Here is a 15,840-nt window from a genome sequence, read left to right on the forward strand (position 1 = left end):
AAATGTAATCCAAACAGATTGCCAAGCTGCCCGCCAGTAGGTCGAGGCGACGAAGACTGGTAACCAGCGGATATTCCGACACTCACGGCCGGGCCTTGTAAGCCACTCAATGGGAGGGTTCCCACGACGGATCGGCGATAAGAACATATCATGAACAAGACCGCTGCGCCAACAGAGCCGTCATCCCGACGAAGTTCACCGGGGATACGTCGAGGATGTCGGAGCTCGCAGTTCGCGAGTGCCTTCCATCAAGAATTCTAGTCGCCGGCAACGGCGCCAACGTCTCCTGTGCGCGCCACGGCGTACGACATCGTGAGGCCGGGCCGATCTTACGACGGGGCGCTTCCCGGCACCGTGGCGGCGACCATGGCGATGGCCCGGTCGACCTGCGGGTTCTCCATCGCGGGAGCGATGGGCCTGCCGCCGACTGCATCAGGTGTGGATCCCGACCACTCGCTCTTGCGCAGGCATTCGCCCCGGGAGAGGTTCGCTCCTCCCTTAGGAGACACCATCATGAAAACCGCGGCCATGCACCCCATCGACTGATTGCCGGAGTGTTGCCGCGTGCCGGGCCTCCGCAACCCGCGAGGCTCACATGTCACGACAAGTCTTTGTTTCGGATACACATTTTGGGCATGCCGGCATCCTCTCGCCGAGAATGCAGAACCCTAGGCCGTTCGCTTCCATCGAGGCGCACGACGAGACGCTGGTCTCGAACTGGAACGCGGTTGTCCGGTCGGATGACACCGTCTGGCACCTCGGTGATTTCTGCTACCGCTGCAGCGAAGAGCACGCGCGCTCGATTTTCGACCGTTTGCGAGGACGCAAGCGCTTTCTGGTCCGGGGCAACCACGACCGCATTTCCGTGCGCCTACCGTGGGACGGCATCTTCGACGTCGCCCGGGTTGTCGTCTCGGGACCTGACGGATTTTCGCAAGGTGTTTGGGCCAGCCATTACGCGCACCGAGTCTGGCCCCGGATGCACCGCGGCGACCTGCATGCCTATGGGCACAGCCACGGCACCCTGCCGGGCAACGCCGCGAGCACCGACGTGGGCGTCGATTGCTTCGACTTCCGGCCCGTCACAATCGAAGAGATCCGCGCCCGGTTGGCCGAGAACGCCCGTTCGTCGGGAGGCGAGCCATGACCGCGAGTCGGCTTTGGGTGTTCAGCGACTTACACCAGGATTGGCCGGGAAACGCCTGGGACCCGGTCGCCCACGAGCCGGCCGGCAGCTTCGACGTGGCCGTCGTCGCCGGCGACGTGCACATGCCGCTGACGCGCGCCCTCGACTGGCTCGGCGGGCGCCTGCCCGGCGTCCCGGTCGTCTACGTCCCGGGAAACCACGACTTCTGGTGGGACCGCGGCGAGGAGCGCTACACGATCCACGACCAAATGGAGCGCGGACGCGACCGTGCGGCCGCGCTCGGTATCCACCTCCTGCTCGACGAAGCGGCGGTGGTCGGCGGCACCCGGTTCCTGGGGGGCACGCTCTGGACCGACTTCCGGCTCGGCTCCTTCTCGCTGGCGCACGCCTTCCGTACCGCCCAGGGACGCGACGGCATGATCGACTACCGCCGAATCCGCACAGGGCCGCGCTCGCGAGACCGGATCGAGCCTGAGGAGATCCTCGCCATGCACCGTGCGGCCCGCGCCTTCCTCGACGCCGAACTCGCCCGCCCGCACGACGGCCCGACCGTGGTCGTGACCCACCACGCCCCGCACCCCGGCAGCCTGCCGGACCGGCACGCCCACCTCGCTTGGTGCGACGCCTCCGAACTGACGGGGCTGATCGAGGAGCGCGGGCCTGACCTATGGGTGCACGGCCATGTCCACCGGCGCGCCGATTACCGGGTCGGACGCACCTGCATCGTCTGCAACGCCCGAGGCCACGTCGACGAGCGGACCGGCTTCGCGCCTGGCCTCGTCGTCGAACCCGCCGCCGCTGAAGGGCGCGACGGGTAGCGGGCACCGGTGTTCGATCCCGGTGGCGACCGTGACCGACCTATCCCATTCCCCGGGGTCGGGCGTCTGGCCTTAGCTGACGGCGGGACGCGGGAAAGGCCCTTTCGGGACCGTGACTGACGTAGGACCGCAATCGACCGTCGCGAACCATGCGCAGCCTATGCGGACGCTCCGCCCCGGCGAATATGTTTCGGTGCCGCAAGACCGGGGGCTTTCCATCGGCGGGACCGGCATCTTAGGCCATGCCCCATGACGCCGATGATCAGGCGTGACCGGGGAAGCACGTGACCGGATTACCTATCGACGCCGCCCTCAGGTCCATCGAGACGGACATCAGGGCCTTGCACTCGGTCGCGCCGGTGCTGCTCGGCGTCGCGAACCCTCCGGCCGCGAACGGCGTGTATATGCTCTGCGTCGGAGACGTCGTGAAGTACGTGGGGGAAGCCAAGGGCTCCGGGGGTTGCGCGACCGGCTCCTGAGCAAGCATCTCTCCGGGGACGACGGGCACGCCATCCAGCGAGCCTATCTGATGGAGTTCCCGGATCGCCGCCTCCGGCGCGAGCACATCAAGCGGACCGTGACGGCACGATGGATCACCATCGAGGACGGCGGCAGGGTGTCGGCGGTGGAGCAGGTGCTGATCTGGCTCCACGACCCTGAGTGGAACCGGAAGGAACGTCGGTTCACGACCCGAACCGCCTGAGCGCACCGCCACGGTCAGGCGGCCTCTTCATCGTCGAGCGTCCTACTGCCGGGCCAGCAGCGCCTGTAGGGCCAGCTGCCACCCATCCTGCACCCGCGCCTGCGGATGCCGCACCCCGTACCGGGGTTCAGGTCCAGATCGACACGTTCCGGAACGCTGCCTCCGCAGGAAGGAGGGACTCGTCGAGGTGGCCGGCAAGGTGCGCGGATCGCGGAGCCCACAGGTTGGCGTGCAGCCGCATGGGCAGGTGAGGGATGGGGGTCGGATCCCAACCCGAACGCTCGTGAACGACACGACCGTCAACCCACCAAGCGATGCGGCCCGGTCTCCATTCGATGGCGTAGCGGTGGAAATCCGCCGAGGCGTCGAAGCCGAGGTCGATCCGGCAAGGCGACCCCCTGTAGCCATAATCCATCGCCGCCCCGTCGTCGCCGGGGTTGAAGTAGACGTTCGCCAGTAGACGCCCCGGATCGTCCCCGGTGAACTCGACGTCGATCTCCTGTCGCGGAGTGCCCCTGTGCAGGAAGAAGCCGGTGACGAGCCCGGGTCCGCGGGCGGCACGGATCTCGGCCTCGAAGCGACCGTACCCATAGGGACGGTCCGAGGCGAAGGCGCCCGAACGATACGGCCTGCTGCCGGCCGCCGCCGTGCGGAGGACGAGACGGACGCCGTCCTCGCCGTGCACGAGCCCGTCCCGCGCGAACCCGGCCCGGTTGCCGGGAAAGGTTTCCACGAGGCCGGGAAACGACTGCGTGGCGACCGTCATCGCGGCATGGACGAGGCGCCTCCCTGCGCAATGAGCGGGCCGATTGGATGGTGCGGGCGACGGCCAGCCATCGGCCGGAAGAATGGCCCAGGGCGACTCGTCCGGCGGGTTCAGCCCTTGCATGGACGGAGCGACCGAACGCGCCGGCACCTTCCTGTCGTCTCGAAAGACCCTCATTTCCCGTGCGGCCCCCATCGGGAAATCCTGTGCCGGAACGCCGATGCCGAGCAGGTTGCAGATCGCCCCCCACCTGCCCGGGTCCGTACCGCATGACGGCAAGACGGCCGTCCTCGACGACGGCAACCGGGAGAGGTCGATGCCGTGCCGGGCCGGCGCCCGCTCCTCGGCTACGAACACGGTGTCCGGTCTCCGGGTCGCGACGGACAGGGCCTGGTCCGCCAGCGGCGCGTCGACCAGGGCGTCGAACGTTTCGAGCAGCACCGTCAGGTCATGGGGCTGGATCGCCTGTTCGCCGTTGTCGAAAACGCGCACGCGAAGCCCGAGCATCGACAGGGCCATTGGCAAGCCCTCAGTCTCGCCGCCTCCGGTCCACGCCAGCACCGGGTGCGAGCGTGCCCGCCCCGGCACGGGCAGGGAATGCGCATCGACGACCCCGGCCCTGGCGAGATAGGGCAGGATCGAATGGGAGTTGTCCGAGGCCCCATCCGACCTCTGCAGGATCGCCGGCGTGGCGAGGGCGAGCGCGCCGAGTTCCTCGAAGCGGAAGTTCATCCACATATCGACGGGACCGACGACGGGCATGGCCCGTAGGAGCCTCCCGGCTCCCTCGCGGGACAGGACGTAGCCCGAGAGGAACCACAGCCCGCGCAAGGGACGGAAGAGCGCGTCGCAAACGTCCGCGCGCGCCGCCGTCCCGTCGGCGTCCGAGTAGGACAGGTAGAGCAGGTGCGGCCCGCCCTCGCGGCCGCAGCGGTCACGCGCGGCGCGCCATCCGCGGTCGATGGCGGCGGCGGCCCCCGGCCTGAACCAGATGTCGTCCTCGGTCACCAGCACGTGGTCGTGCGGTCCCGAGGCGACCGCCTTCCAAGCCTCGATGTGCGACCGGGCGACGGCCACTTCCTGCCGGGTCATCCTCACCGGCTCGTCCTCGCCGAAGCATTCCCGCAGGAGTTCGCTCGGTTGGACGTGGAGCTGATGGCCGAGGGGGTATGTCCGGTCGACGTCCGCCGTTGCCGCCACGCCGCGCCCGTCGCGCGCGTCCACCGCCGCGAGCCGCCGCGCGAGGGTCGCCAGCGACGAACCGTCGTGTGTCCGGAAGCGGCAGAGCTCGCGCAACGTGCGCCGCATCCGGTTCGGTTGCCGGTCGAGGTTCACGACGAGGACGAGACCGATCCTGCCATCGCCCGCACCGAACGACGAAATCCGACCGCCGGGCAGAAGGCCCGTCGCCGCTCGTAGTGTCCGGAAAAGGATCTTGCGAAAACGGCCCGAGGCCCCCGGCAAGTTCATGAGGTCGTCTTGCCGCCCTTCAGGCTGTCCGAGGCGCCCATGTTGCGCCAATTGCGGGCGTCGTTGCGGTAGGACAGGTGCCAACGCGTCTCCGCGATGGCATCCCAATCCCGCAGCAGCTCGAAGTCCCAAGGAAGGCCGGCCGTCTCCAGTTGACGGGCATGCGCGGACAGGGCGGCCGTCAGGTTGCCGGGGCCGGTCGTGGACTGGATTTCAGGAAGGAGGTCGTCGCCGAGCAGCCGGTCGGTCGCTCGGTGGAGGGCGCGCCGTAAGACCGGATGGCCCGCGGGAGCGGCTATCGGATCATTGTTGACGTAGAAGATGCATCCATCGACCGCCAGGTCGGCACGCCATATCTCCGACGCCGCCACCATCCGACCCGTGCGGGTGTCGTAGCAGAGCGGCTGCAGCTTGAGCCTGCCGTTCTCGAATAAGTGTTTCCATCCGTCGCCGAGGAGCACGTCGTCGGCATCGACGTAGAGACCGCCCTCGACCAGCATGAAGCACAGACGGAGATAATCGCAGCGCATCGCCGGGTGCCGGCAGCGCGCGAACGCCTCGCTTTCGCGCGCATCGTACGTGGCCGCGATGTACGCGGCTGCGGAAGCGTCGTCGAACATGTGGAACTCGAAGCCCTCGTCGCCGAGCCGGTCCCAACTGTCGAGGCAAGCCCTGACGTCGTCCGGGAGATCGGACGGGTCGTGCCAGTACCTGACGAGGCGTTTCGGAATCCGGGCCGATCCCGAATGGTGGCCGTCCGGCCCCGTCGGGCTTTCGATCTGCCTCAGCGTCAGGGTCCTGACGTAGGCGGAACGCAGTTGGTCGCACTCTTCGAAGCCCGGGGAATACGGATCTAGGTTCTCGGGTCTCCCGCGGGCGGCGGGCGGCTCCTCGTGCCCAGGTCGCCGGCCGGTCCCGCCGCGGGTGTCGGGCAGCCTCGCCATCATGGGGACCGGCTGCCCGAGGTCCGGTCGACGTAGGCCCGGTATCGCCGGGACGCCTTCAGGAGATAGGGACGGCCCTCGACGACGAAGCCGTCGAGGGCGTTCTCCTCGGCGTAGACGGCGAGGTCGACCATGTTGTTGATGCAGCCTTTGCCGTTGAAGTTGAGGGAGGTGTTGCAAAGGACGCCGTAGCCGGTGCGGGCCTTGAACGCGATGAGCAGATCGTGGAGGCGCTTGTTGCTCGCGGAGGTCACTGTCTGGAGGCGGGCCGTCCCGTTCACGTGCGTGACGGCCGCCAGTACGTCCGTCGTCGCGAGGTGCGTGAACAGCATGTACGGGCTCTCCCGGTCGCACCCGAACCACCGCCCGGCGTCCTCCTGCAGGCAGACCGGGGCGATGGGGCGGAACTGCTCGCGTCGCTTGATCTCGTTCAAGCGTACCCGGGTCGCCTCGTCGAACGGGGCGGCAAGGATCGACCGGTTGCCCAACGCGCGAGGGCCGATCTCCCACCGTCCGTGCACCCAACCGAGGACGAGGCCGTGCGCGAGCATGTCGGCGACCCGGACGTCGTCCTCATCGTAGACGTCGTACTTGATGGGGTCCGGCGGACTGTCGGTGCGGAAGCCCAGGCCGGCGTAGACGTTCCACTCGATCTTCGGATTGCCCGTGAACTGGAATTGCGCGTCGATGGCGGTACCGATGGCGGACCCGGAGTCGTTGGCGACCGGCGGGACGAAGACATCGGAGAAAAGCCTCGTCTCCCGCCATTTGGTGTTCCAGTCGCAATTTAGGCCGCACCCGCCGATGATGAGGAGCGGCAGTCCTTCGCGCAGCCTCGCCTCCGCGACCCGGTGGAAGGCATCGAAGATGGCGTCGCTGAAAAGCCCAGCGAAATTCCGGAAGCCCGGATCGTCCACCCCGACGTCGAAGTGCGGCGCCTCCGAGATACCCTCATGCTCGCTTAGTTTGCGATAGGTTCCGGAAAGCAAACGGTCCATCAGCGACCGCTCTGCGGCCGAGGGGGCCGTCCGCGGCGAAAAGGACGCCAAGGCCATCAGCTTGCCGGCGTCGGAAAGGCGGGGGAAACTATCCTTCGCGAAGGTCGGGTCGGCCAACCCATACAGAAGCCCGTAGCGGTTGCCGGGTTGTTCCATCACGTCGGCAACTCGCTCGACGTTGAGGTGTTGGTCGATCCTGTAAAAGGAGCCGATCCCTCCTTCCCAGACCAGCACGTAACACGGCTCGCCTTTCGGCAGCGGCGACATGCCGAACGCGCAGAGAATGTGCGACCTCTCGTGGGACGACGAAAAGTAGTCGACCCGCCCGCGCAGGAGATGCCCCTTCAGGATCTTCGAGCCCGCCGGTGAGATGCCTCGGTAGCCGGCGTTCCTCGGCGAGCCATGCAGGAACTCGTGGTGGTCGCGGGGCCACCAGCCACCCATGCAGACGACGTCCGGAGGCGTATCCAACTCGCCCGCCGCATCCATCACATCCATGATCGATACAGACGAATATCTGTACTTCGAGTCCTTTTCGGCCTCGATTGAAAAGGCGAGATGCCCATCCTGCAGGAGTACGACGGCACCGTCGTGTCCGGGGTTGTATGAGAGTATCCGCACGTCTCGCCGCAGTCTTCACTCGGTATCGGTAAACCCGCTGCATATTTCGGCAACCGCCAAACCGTACTTCGCGGGGATCCTCCAACTATCTATCAACGGCTCAGGTTCCGCGGCAGGGTCGAGGGTCGACCCGCCATCCCACGTCTCATTGGGCATGGACGGCCTGGGCTGGGTTCGGCCGCGGATGTGCTGGCGTCGCTCCCGGAAGGCGTAACGCGTAACGGGTGTCGACTTGCGTTACGCGGGCGCTCCGGAGTCGCGCTGGACGGCGCCCCGCAAGCGGCAGGCAACCAGCCGAAATGGCCGGCCAGGGATTGCCCGGGGACCGCTTCCGGACCGCCGCCGCCGTTCCCTGGGGATCCACATGGCGATTGCGGCAAAGAGCTGATGGACCGCGAAATCCGCCCCCGGCCGCGTTGACGGCCCCGGATTTGGTCACCTTATGTTCACGGGTGATCACGGGCCGTCGCCCGCATCCAGGAGCCATCCGTGCCCCCGCTCGACGCCCTCATAACGGACGCCCGTCCGCTGCCTCCGGGCGGCGCCGCGCATCCCGTCCACGCGTCACGCGGGGCCTGACCGGGCACACGACCGGCGGCCCGCGCATGAGGTCGCCATGAATATCCAAACCTCCGCCGAACCTCTCCTGCCTCAAAATTTCGACAGCCAGATCGGCCTCGTCTTCAAGCGCTTGGCAGGGATCTACGAAGCGTGCGGCCAGTCCGGGCTCGAAACCGCCGTGCGCGCCACTCTCGTCGCACTGGGCCGCGTCGCCCTCGAAGAAGGCGAGCGCCGCGCCCGCGCCCTGTCCGGACGGACCGCTCCGCGCCCCGGCGACGTCCGGGTCACCGCCCAGGCCCGACGCACCGGCGACCCGGACACCTTCGACGTCGCCGACTGATCCTCCGTCCGCCATCCCGCCCGGGAGAGACCAGCATGAGCCATCGCCCGCCGCCGATACCCCGGCCCGGCTCGCCGCCCTCACGCGGCGCGGCCGTCGCGCGACCCGGAAGGGTCCGGCGCGTCCCCACGCCCCTCGAACACCGCATCCCCGAGGTCCGCCGCCGCGCCTGAGAGCGCCCGGCCGCCTCGTGAAGGAGGCCGCCGTGAAGAAGTCCCTCAAGTACGTCCCCAAGTCCCAGCCCGACGCCTACGACGACATGGCGTCGCTCGACGAGTTCACCGCGACCGACCCGCGTCCGGGCCACGACCCCGCCGAGCCCGCCCCCCGATTGATCCTGGCGATGTCGCTCGTGCAGGGCGCCCTGACCGCCCGCGACCGCGCACGGATCGCACGGGACACCGGCACCGCTATGATCGTCGGCGTGCCCGGCCCCGACTGGGTCGACCCCGTCGCCGCCGCCCTGACCCGCGTCGGGTCCTGGGGCGTCACCTTCAGGCGCAAGGGCGGCAAGGCGTCCGAGAAGCCCGAGACCGGCTCGGACGAGGCCGCCGTCGTCCTCGGGGCCGGCCGGAACGTCCTGGGCGTCTCGCACGACCCCGACCGCCTCCTTCCCGCCTCCCTCGTCGCCACTCAGGACATCCGGATCGACCTGCCGCCGCCGGGGCCGTGGGTCCTGCGCGCCGCCATCGAGCTCGTCACCGGCATGCGCCCACGCCGAGTCCCCCAGGGCGCCGCCCGGGGGCTGACCTTCGACGAGGTGACGGCCTGCCTGCGCCGCGGCAGCCGACCGTCCGACTGCGTCCGCAGGCTCGTCGCGGCCTCCCAGGCCAAGCTGCGTGGGGACGTCGCGCTGAACGACGTCCCGGTCCTGTCCGAAACCCACGGCTACGGGGAAGCCGCCGATTGGGGGCTACGTCTCGCCGCCGCGGTCGAGGAATGGAGGCACGATAGAAGAAATTTTTCCGACTTACCTGAGAAGTGCGCCGTGTTTTCCGGCCCGGCCGGCGTCGGAAAGTCAAGCTACGTCCGCTCGCTCGCCAAGACCCTGGGCATGCCGCTCGTCGCCACCAGCGTCGCGGCCTGGTTCACGTCCGGCGGCTACCTCGACCAAGTGATCAAGGCCGTCGACGCGGTGTTCGCGCAGGCCGCATCCCTCAGCCCTGCGGTTCTTTTCCTGGATGAGATCGACGCGATCCCGAATAGGTCGAGGATCGACAGCCGTCATGCCGAGTATTGGATCGCCCTGACCTCGCACATCCTCACCAAGCTGGACTCGGCGACATCAGGGGACACTTCTCGGCTGGTCGTCGTCGGGGCGACCAATTTCCCCGAGCGCCTCGACGAGGCGCTCATCCGCCCCGGGCGCCTGAACAGGGTCATCCCGATCCACATGCCCGACCAAGCCGCCGTCGCCGGCATCCTCCGGCAGCACCTGGGTGACGACCTCCCCGGCGCCGACCTCGCGCCGCTCGCCGTCGTCGGCCTGGGCTCCACCGGCGCGGAGATCGCCTCCTGGGTCCGGGGAGCGCGGGATGCCGCCCTGTCCGAACGCCGACCGATGTCCCTGCCCGACCTCGTCGCTCGCATCGCCCCGCCGGAGACCCGCTCGCCAGCCGCACAACTAGCGGTCGCCCGTCATGAATCGGCTCACTGCCTCGGAACCGAGATTTTAGCGGTCGGAACCGTCGAGGCCGTCTCCATCGTAGGGCGCGGGCGCTTCGCGGGGCGGACCAACGCCCGGCTGCGCGCCGTCGAGACCATGACCGCAGACGAGATCGACGCCCTGGTCGTTTCGGTCCTCTGCGGGCGGGCCGCCGACGAGCATTGGGGCGCGCCGACCTCCGGGGCCGCGGGCGGGACCGGCAGCGACCTCGCCGTGGCCACCCACCTCGTCGCTTGCAAGCACGGTTCGTACGGCCTCGGGGGCACCCTGGCGTACAGGGGGCCTCCGTCGGAAATCACGGCGCTCGTCGAGAGAAACCCAGGCCTCATGGCCATCGTCGAGGCAGACCTGCGGCGGCTGTACGAAACCGCGCAGGCGCTGATCAGGGAGAACGAGGCGGTCGTCGACGTCCTGGCCCGCCGCCTCGTCCGGTCCCGCATCCTGTCGGGAGCCGAGGTCCGGGCCGTTATCGGGGCGCCGGAACCTTCCGGTACCCCGGCCGACGCCCGCCTCGCGGAAACGGGAGGCGTCCATGGATGAGGAACGAATGGACGCCGCCATCGCCGAGGTCGTCGTCGGCCTCATCCAGGTGCGTCGCGCCCTGGATCCTGCAACCTTCAGGGACTTGATCGGCTCAATCATGGTCGAGATCGATCAGGGGCTGGAGGTCGCTTTGGAGCGGACCTGTCGACGTCAGCGAACGGACAACGTGGTCCCATTCCCAACAGTGACCGCGGAAATGTCAGTAGCCGGTCCTGGCGAACGCGAACTGTAGTACGGCCCGGTCGCCTGTAGGACTGACAAGCATGACCAAATCAGCTCCGGCCGGCTCTCAAAAGCCGGGGCTGACGCCCTTTGGGATGACCCCCGACACCTGCTGGTAACGACGACCGCAAGTTCGGTCCGCCAGCTTCAGCCAGCAAGCAGAAAAAGTAATGGAGGTTGCGATGAACTCCGATCAGCCGCCCGCTTCGAGCGGGCGAAAGCCACATGGTCATGGGGACGCGAATGCGAAGCGAGGCGAGCCACCGACGCTGGGCAAAGGCCCCCCTTCTTCAGGCTGGATGCCTGAGGACTTCATCACCGAAGCGGACGCCTACGCCGCCTACGGGCACGTCTTGGAAGACAAGGAACTGCGCAACGCGCGCTGCCTCGGACGCATCGGGTTCATGCGCCGCAAGCGAACCATTTTCTACAGACGCGACGGCCGTTACTTTCGTAAGTAGCCTTCTAAGACAGGATTACGTCGAGCCATGCCCGCAAAGAACCAAGCACGGAAGAATGGATTATTCGCCCGCACAGTTCCAAGTCGGATTGAAGCCGCAAGAGAGCAGTCTCGAACCATCAGTTCGTCAGAGAGCCTTGAAGTTACTCTCCTAGACAATCTTCGTAAGCGCATTCAATCGAAGGGCTACGAAGACCTTACGATTTTGCGGGCTGTTTGCGACAAGTCAAAGGTGGATATGTTTTCTCGGAGGACGAGAAATATTGACTCTCGCTTTGGCTATTATCTAGGATTTTATTCAAAGAAGAATGTCCAAGACGGCAATTATCGGATGTACTGGCAGTTCCCAGGCAACAAGGACGTTGAACACGTCACGCTTGGAACGAAGGACCGAGAGGCTGTGCCAGCTCTCATCGCTGCTTTCGTCATGTTGCTAGGCAGAAATGACTCCGATAAGGCGAACGATCCACACGTAGTAGCTGTGGTCCGGCACTTTGTCGAAACACTCAAGGGAGACAACAGTAAGACAGCCAAGAGCCGGCGAAGCAATCTTAAGCGGCTCACCGAGCTTCTTATTGAGAACTATCCTGATGTAACGATGTCTCAATTTACCCGAGGGATGCAGAAGAAGCTCATCGCAAAGATGGCACCCAGGTGGGATGTTCATTCTGTCAGGCAATGCATGGTGAGTTTCGGCGCTGCTGTTACTTACGCTTGCGAAAGAGATGACAACAATAACGTTTTTTCTGACCATTGGGTCGATGTCGTCATGAGCAGGAATACTATCTGCGACCTTATTGACCGCGACCCTCCAGAGGTCATGAACTGGCATCCAGACCCTGCAGGTATGGCCCAAGTTCTCAGAGAGCTCAGGCATAACGAAAGCGCTCGAAGGTGGGCATTTTTAGCCCTGTACACGGGACTTCGCCCGTCGCACATCCTTGAGCTTAATCAAAGGATGATTACGTCGGTATTCGATACAAATACTCTCGACACCCGATGTCTTAGAGCGACAGCCACGGACGAAAATAAGGCAATCTCTGGATTTTTTCGCTCACAACTGTCTTATATCAAGCGCCGCCCACAGCTTCCGCTGCCAAGTTGCATTCAAGAAGAGATTTCGACTTGGGGAGAGGGTGCTTGGGTGAATGCATCTTACGAGCAAATCAGAGGAAGCATTAGAGCCGCTGGCGACAAGCTTGGCATGCCGCTGTTGATCCCATCTAGTTTTCGTGATTTTTGCAAGGGCCTCATTGAATTCTCCGGCCCTCATCTGCAGGGTCCGGCTGTACCACCTCGGCAATGTGAGATCTGGATGGGCCATCGGGTTACGACCAAGGTCCATGCAGGCTACGGTCTTTCCCATCCTGGAGGCCTGAAGGAAGCTTCCGATGCCGTAGTACACTACATGAAGTGGCTGGATGGGGAGACGGGCGGCGTCCTGTTCCGCCAGGCTTCCGCCAAGTCGGCTTCCGCCAACTGCGACAACTGGGAGGCGGACATACGCCCCCAACCTGTCCTGGCATCCGAGCCAAGCACGCTTGCCGCGACCCTTCTACAGTCAAGCCAAATCGTCGAAAAGCAGATGTTTGTCAGTGAGTTGCGCGATGCCTCCGCCAAGTCCCGAGACGCGCTGGCGGGTGGCCGGGTGAACGCGGACGCGGACTTGGCGGAAGCCCCGACGGATCTATCCGTCGAGTTGCCCCCGATTAATATCACGGATGAATTGAGTGACGGTCTCGGAGGGGAGATCTCGGGACTAATCGGGGCAAAACTGCGCCAAGCGGGCCAATTTGAGGGCTCTCGGGAGGTTTTCCGCCGGGTTACCGATGGGACGCCGAAAGGCATTTGGGGCAATGAATTCAAGCGCACCGGCGCTAGATTTGTGCTGCCAAATTTGTTGACGTGGTTTCGCGTGGTCGGCATCGAGATCTACGAGACGGACACGGCTCATCTTGAAAGAGCGCAACGGGTCTTCGTCGATCAGGCATCACAAACCATCATCTCCGCATCCGACGTCAAGGCACGAATGATCGCCTCCTTAGGCCGCGAGCCCAGGGGCTGGAGGAAGCATTCAGTTTTGGCTGCAACTGACGGCACTCAGCCTGACATAGGCCCATTCGAGTACCGAGACCTCGACCGGCGCAGCCCTTTTCCGCGCGGCCTTCTTGAACTCGTCACGCACGATTCACCTCTAGGTTATGTGCGCGGGGCTCCTGAATTATTTAGAGAAGTCCAAGTCTCCCGAAGAGATCCGCCCGCAGACGGCGGAGATATTGACTGGCGATTCATGCTGAAAAATCTCCAAATATACTTTGATATGGCCGGTATCGCAATCTATGATGCTGAACTGACTATCAATGGACAGTCAAATTGCATGAGATTTTTTGTTCAAGATGTCACAGAAGAAGTTATTTCAGTTGAATATTTGCGTGAAAAAATGATCTTCGAACTTGGGTGCGACCCTGGTGGATGGAGTGAGCACTCAAAGCTCGGTAAACCCAGCGAATTTGATATCGACCATTTTATAGCTACGACATCAAGATGGGAAGAACTTGATGAAATCCATGCCTTTGATCCAGCGGAATGGGATGCTGAGACTTGTTAGCATTTCTAGTGGGGGCCATTCCTAGTGTCACCGGCAGGCTTTGAACCTAGCTGATCGAGAGGATAGCCGGGACGCTTGGATTAGTGACCGGAGAACACGGGGTGTCCGCCAGCTAGAAAGCTGCTGGGCTCCGGCGGCCGTCACCAAGCCCGAGCCACATCGAGGCGCCGATCTATCGCTGGCTGAACTTAGCCTCGCGGATCCTGTACGCTTCCTCCAGCCATACCCGGCGGCGAGCCAGTTCCTTTTTGGTCGCCCAGTACCCGCCGCCGAACGCGGCCCCAGCCCATGCCACCCACAGTTCCTCTTCCGCGCACCACCAATACCCGTCGCGGAAGAGGTGGATCTCTCCGTCAATCGTGAGGATATCGATGTACCCTTCCGGATGGCACCACATCTCCGCGACGGTCTCCCGGATAATTTGTCGGATGCGCCACCGCGCGGCGAAGATCTGCTCCACGGACGCCTTGTCCTGATGGAGTTCGATCAGGTGGGCCACAGCCATACGGCGTTCCTCGGCGCCGCCGGAGGCCTCTAGGGCGAGCGCCTGCGCCCCCAACTCCGCGATCCGCACCTCCAAGACGTTCAACTCGGCCTCGATCTCGGCAAGGGGAGCCTTGGCGAACCGACTGGATACCCCGACGTCTCGGACGATGGCTTCGCCCCGAGACTGCATCTCGTCGCGCTTGGCGATCGTGCGCCTCAGATCCTCATCCAGCCTGGCGGCCTCTCCGGGCGCCTTGCCGGAAAAATCGACCTTTATCAGCCAGGACAGGATGGCGTTCTCGTTATCTTGGTAGGGGAAGCGATAATTGTTGGTGCAGGTCCCTGCGCGCTCCCCGGAGCAGCGAAGCACGGCGAATGATCGAGGCCCACGGTCGCGGTATGTCATCCTCTTCCCGCAACTCCGGCAGGCCGCGACCTCGCCGAACAGGTTGGTGACGTAAGTGCCCTGCCGGCCGCCGGCGTTGGGGGCCTTCCCGAGCCTGCGCTTCACCGCCACCGCCCTGGCCCGCGTCCACAACTCGTCGTCGACGACGCGGGGAAAGTAGCCGGGAATTGGATCGCCCACCGGCACGCGCTTGGCGACCATGACGCCCTTGCGCTCCTCGTAAACCAGCTTGTGCGGCTGGAACTCGCCGATCAGGGCTCGATTGTCGGTCAGCTTCTGCACTGTCCCGCCGTGCCATTGGGTGCCGTGACCCCAGGGCTTCTCCCCCTCGCATTGAGGATGCGGGCGATACGGTCTCGCCCGATCCCGTCGGCCAAGTGACCCAGGATCTCCCTGACGACCTCGACGCGGTCGTCGTCAGCGACGAACGTGCCGTCGACGACCTTGAGCCACGCCGGGCACCGGCCCGAGATCGGACGCTCCAAGGCGACCTGTCGCTTCCGCTCCCACGTCTGGCGCAGGCGCGTCGCCTTGACGACGGATTCCTCGTGCGCCCGGGTCAGGCTCATGATCGACATGATGAACTGGGAGGCGTCGCGGCTTTCCCGGTAGACCTGGCCGTCGGTCAGGGAGACCACCACAATGCCGCTGTTCACCAGTGAGAGGAGCACGGCTTGAGCGCGCCCAACCTGTTGCCGGCTCATGCGGTCCAGGCTTTCGACCAGGAGGTGGCTCCCGCGGGCGATGCGACCGGCCTCGACCTCGGCCAGGAAGGCAGCGAGCTTCCCGCCCCCGCCGCGCGCGACGTTCGCGCCGGTGTATCCCGAGACGCCGATGTCGTGCAGCACAAGGCGGGTGTCGAGCGTCAGGTGCGGGTTCCTGGCGAGGTACTCGTCGCGCAATGCGATCTGCCTCCGGAAGCCGTCCCTGTAGGACTTGCTGTCCTCTGTGTTGGCCTGGCGCTTCGAGCTGAGACGCAGGTAGGAATAGGCCGTTGCGGGCGCGGGTTGTCCACCCGGCGAAAACTCATTTTCCATCGCGGCGCCCGGTGATCCGTTCTCCTCGTTCGTAAGCTCACAGC

The 15,840-nt window shown here is 65.2% G+C and carries 15 protein-coding genes; 9 read left to right on the plus strand and 6 right to left on the minus strand.

Annotated elements, in window-relative coordinates:
- Positions 1-329 precede the first annotated feature (329 nt).
- Entirely contained in the window at positions 330-530 is a 201-nt protein-coding gene (locus tag ACFQE0_RS17600; RefSeq protein WP_378971944.1) for a hypothetical protein, read from the minus strand.
- A 65-nt stretch (positions 531-595) separates the two neighbouring features.
- On the opposite strand from ACFQE0_RS17600, the gene ACFQE0_RS17605 reads away from it, so the two are divergent.
- From ACFQE0_RS17605 to ACFQE0_RS17620, 4 genes are all read left to right on the plus strand, one after another.
- Positions 596-1,147: a metallophosphoesterase gene (locus ACFQE0_RS17605; RefSeq protein ID WP_378971946.1), complete on the plus strand. Its 552-nt coding sequence runs from the start codon at positions 596-598 to the stop codon at positions 1,145-1,147.
- Positions 1,144-1,965, plus strand: a complete 822-nt coding sequence (locus ACFQE0_RS17610; RefSeq protein WP_378971948.1) for a metallophosphoesterase — start codon at positions 1,144-1,146, stop codon at positions 1,963-1,965. The genes ACFQE0_RS17605 and ACFQE0_RS17610 overlap by 4 nt, the downstream gene beginning before the upstream one ends.
- 284 nt (positions 1,966-2,249) lie before the next feature.
- Positions 2,250-2,444, plus strand: a complete 195-nt coding sequence (locus tag ACFQE0_RS17615) for a hypothetical protein (protein ID WP_378971950.1) — start codon at positions 2,250-2,252, stop codon at positions 2,442-2,444.
- Positions 2,426-2,668, plus strand: a complete 243-nt coding sequence (locus ACFQE0_RS17620) for a hypothetical protein (RefSeq protein WP_378971952.1) — start codon at positions 2,426-2,428, stop codon at positions 2,666-2,668. The genes ACFQE0_RS17615 and ACFQE0_RS17620 overlap by 19 nt, the downstream gene beginning before the upstream one ends.
- A 127-nt stretch (positions 2,669-2,795) precedes the next feature.
- On the opposite strand, the gene ACFQE0_RS17625 is transcribed toward ACFQE0_RS17620, so the two are convergent.
- The 3 genes from ACFQE0_RS17625 to ACFQE0_RS17635 all read right to left on the minus strand — a co-directional run bounded on the left by ACFQE0_RS17625 (position 2,796) and on the right by ACFQE0_RS17635 (position 7,344).
- Positions 2,796-4,904: a family 16 glycosylhydrolase gene (locus ACFQE0_RS17625; protein WP_378971954.1), complete on the minus strand. Its 2,109-nt coding sequence runs from the start codon at positions 4,902-4,904 to the stop codon at positions 2,796-2,798.
- Positions 4,901-5,524 (minus strand): glycosyltransferase family 32 protein, encoded by a 624-nt coding sequence (locus tag ACFQE0_RS17630; protein WP_378971956.1) that lies wholly within the window; start codon positions 5,522-5,524, stop codon positions 4,901-4,903. The genes ACFQE0_RS17625 and ACFQE0_RS17630 overlap by 4 nt, the downstream gene beginning before the upstream one ends.
- Before the next feature lie 323 nt (positions 5,525-5,847).
- Positions 5,848-7,344, minus strand: a complete 1,497-nt coding sequence (locus ACFQE0_RS17635) for a carbamoyltransferase C-terminal domain-containing protein (protein WP_378971958.1) — start codon at positions 7,342-7,344, stop codon at positions 5,848-5,850.
- 739 nt (positions 7,345-8,083) lie between these two features.
- On the opposite strand from ACFQE0_RS17635, the gene ACFQE0_RS17640 reads away from it, so the two are divergent.
- The 5 genes from ACFQE0_RS17640 (at position 8,084) to ACFQE0_RS17660 (ending at position 13,867) form a co-directional block, all read left to right on the plus strand.
- Positions 8,084-8,368 (plus strand): hypothetical protein, encoded by a 285-nt coding sequence (locus tag ACFQE0_RS17640; protein WP_378971960.1) that lies wholly within the window; start codon positions 8,084-8,086, stop codon positions 8,366-8,368.
- Between the two features lie 205 nt (positions 8,369-8,573).
- On the plus strand, positions 8,574-10,574 hold the full coding sequence (locus tag ACFQE0_RS17645; RefSeq protein WP_378971962.1) for an AAA family ATPase: 2,001 nt from the start codon (positions 8,574-8,576) through the stop codon (positions 10,572-10,574).
- A gap of 7 nt (positions 10,575-10,581) precedes the next feature.
- Positions 10,582-10,809 (plus strand): hypothetical protein, encoded by a 228-nt coding sequence (locus ACFQE0_RS17650; protein ID WP_378971964.1) that lies wholly within the window; start codon positions 10,582-10,584, stop codon positions 10,807-10,809.
- Positions 10,810-10,981: 172 nt separating this feature from the next.
- Positions 10,982-11,260 carry a hypothetical protein gene (locus ACFQE0_RS17655; protein WP_378971966.1) on the plus strand — a complete coding sequence of 93 codons (279 nt, stop codon included), beginning with the start codon at positions 10,982-10,984 and terminating at the stop codon, positions 11,258-11,260.
- A gap of 27 nt (positions 11,261-11,287) precedes the next feature.
- Positions 11,288-13,867 carry a hypothetical protein gene (locus tag ACFQE0_RS17660; RefSeq protein WP_378971968.1) on the plus strand — a complete coding sequence of 860 codons (2,580 nt, stop codon included), beginning with the start codon at positions 11,288-11,290 and terminating at the stop codon, positions 13,865-13,867.
- 172 nt (positions 13,868-14,039) lie between these two features.
- On the opposite strand, the gene ACFQE0_RS17665 is transcribed toward ACFQE0_RS17660, so the two are convergent.
- On the minus strand, positions 14,040-15,041 hold the full coding sequence (locus ACFQE0_RS17665) for a recombinase zinc beta ribbon domain-containing protein (protein ID WP_378971971.1): 1,002 nt from the start codon (positions 15,039-15,041) through the stop codon (positions 14,040-14,042).
- Entirely contained in the window at positions 15,029-15,796 is a 768-nt protein-coding gene (locus tag ACFQE0_RS17670; protein WP_378971973.1) for a recombinase family protein, read from the minus strand. Before ACFQE0_RS17670 ends, ACFQE0_RS17665 begins: the two co-directional genes overlap by 13 nt.
- Positions 15,797-15,840: the final 44 nt, after the last annotated feature.

Source organism: Methylobacterium komagatae, from assembly GCF_042661665.1.
Lineage (GTDB): Bacteria > Pseudomonadota > Alphaproteobacteria > Rhizobiales > Beijerinckiaceae > Methylobacterium > Methylobacterium komagatae.

Excerpts from the sequence above, each read along its gene's own strand:
- ACFQE0_RS17655 (WP_378971966.1), top strand. The coding sequence starts at position 10,982 with ATGAACTCCGATCAGCCGCCCGCTTCGAGCGGGCGAAAGCCACATGGT.
- ACFQE0_RS17605 (WP_378971946.1), top strand. The coding sequence starts at position 596 with ATGTCACGACAAGTCTTTGTTTCGGATACACATTTTGGGCATGCCGGC.
- ACFQE0_RS17670 (WP_378971973.1), bottom strand. The coding sequence starts at position 15,796 with ATGGAAAATGAGTTTTCGCCGGGTGGACAACCCGCGCCCGCAACGGCC.
- ACFQE0_RS17640 (WP_378971960.1), top strand. The coding sequence starts at position 8,084 with ATGAATATCCAAACCTCCGCCGAACCTCTCCTGCCTCAAAATTTCGAC.
- ACFQE0_RS17650 (WP_378971964.1), top strand. The coding sequence starts at position 10,582 with ATGGACGCCGCCATCGCCGAGGTCGTCGTCGGCCTCATCCAGGTGCGT.
- ACFQE0_RS17625 (WP_378971954.1), bottom strand. The coding sequence starts at position 4,904 with ATGAACTTGCCGGGGGCCTCGGGCCGTTTTCGCAAGATCCTTTTCCGG.
- ACFQE0_RS17610 (WP_378971948.1), top strand. The coding sequence starts at position 1,144 with ATGACCGCGAGTCGGCTTTGGGTGTTCAGCGACTTACACCAGGATTGG.
- ACFQE0_RS17600 (WP_378971944.1), bottom strand. The coding sequence starts at position 530 with ATGGCCGCGGTTTTCATGATGGTGTCTCCTAAGGGAGGAGCGAACCTC.
- ACFQE0_RS17630 (WP_378971956.1), bottom strand. The coding sequence starts at position 5,524 with ATGTTCGACGACGCTTCCGCAGCCGCGTACATCGCGGCCACGTACGAT.
- ACFQE0_RS17660 (WP_378971968.1), top strand. The coding sequence starts at position 11,288 with ATGCCCGCAAAGAACCAAGCACGGAAGAATGGATTATTCGCCCGCACA.
- ACFQE0_RS17635 (WP_378971958.1), bottom strand. The coding sequence starts at position 7,344 with ATGGATGTGATGGATGCGGCGGGCGAGTTGGATACGCCTCCGGACGTC.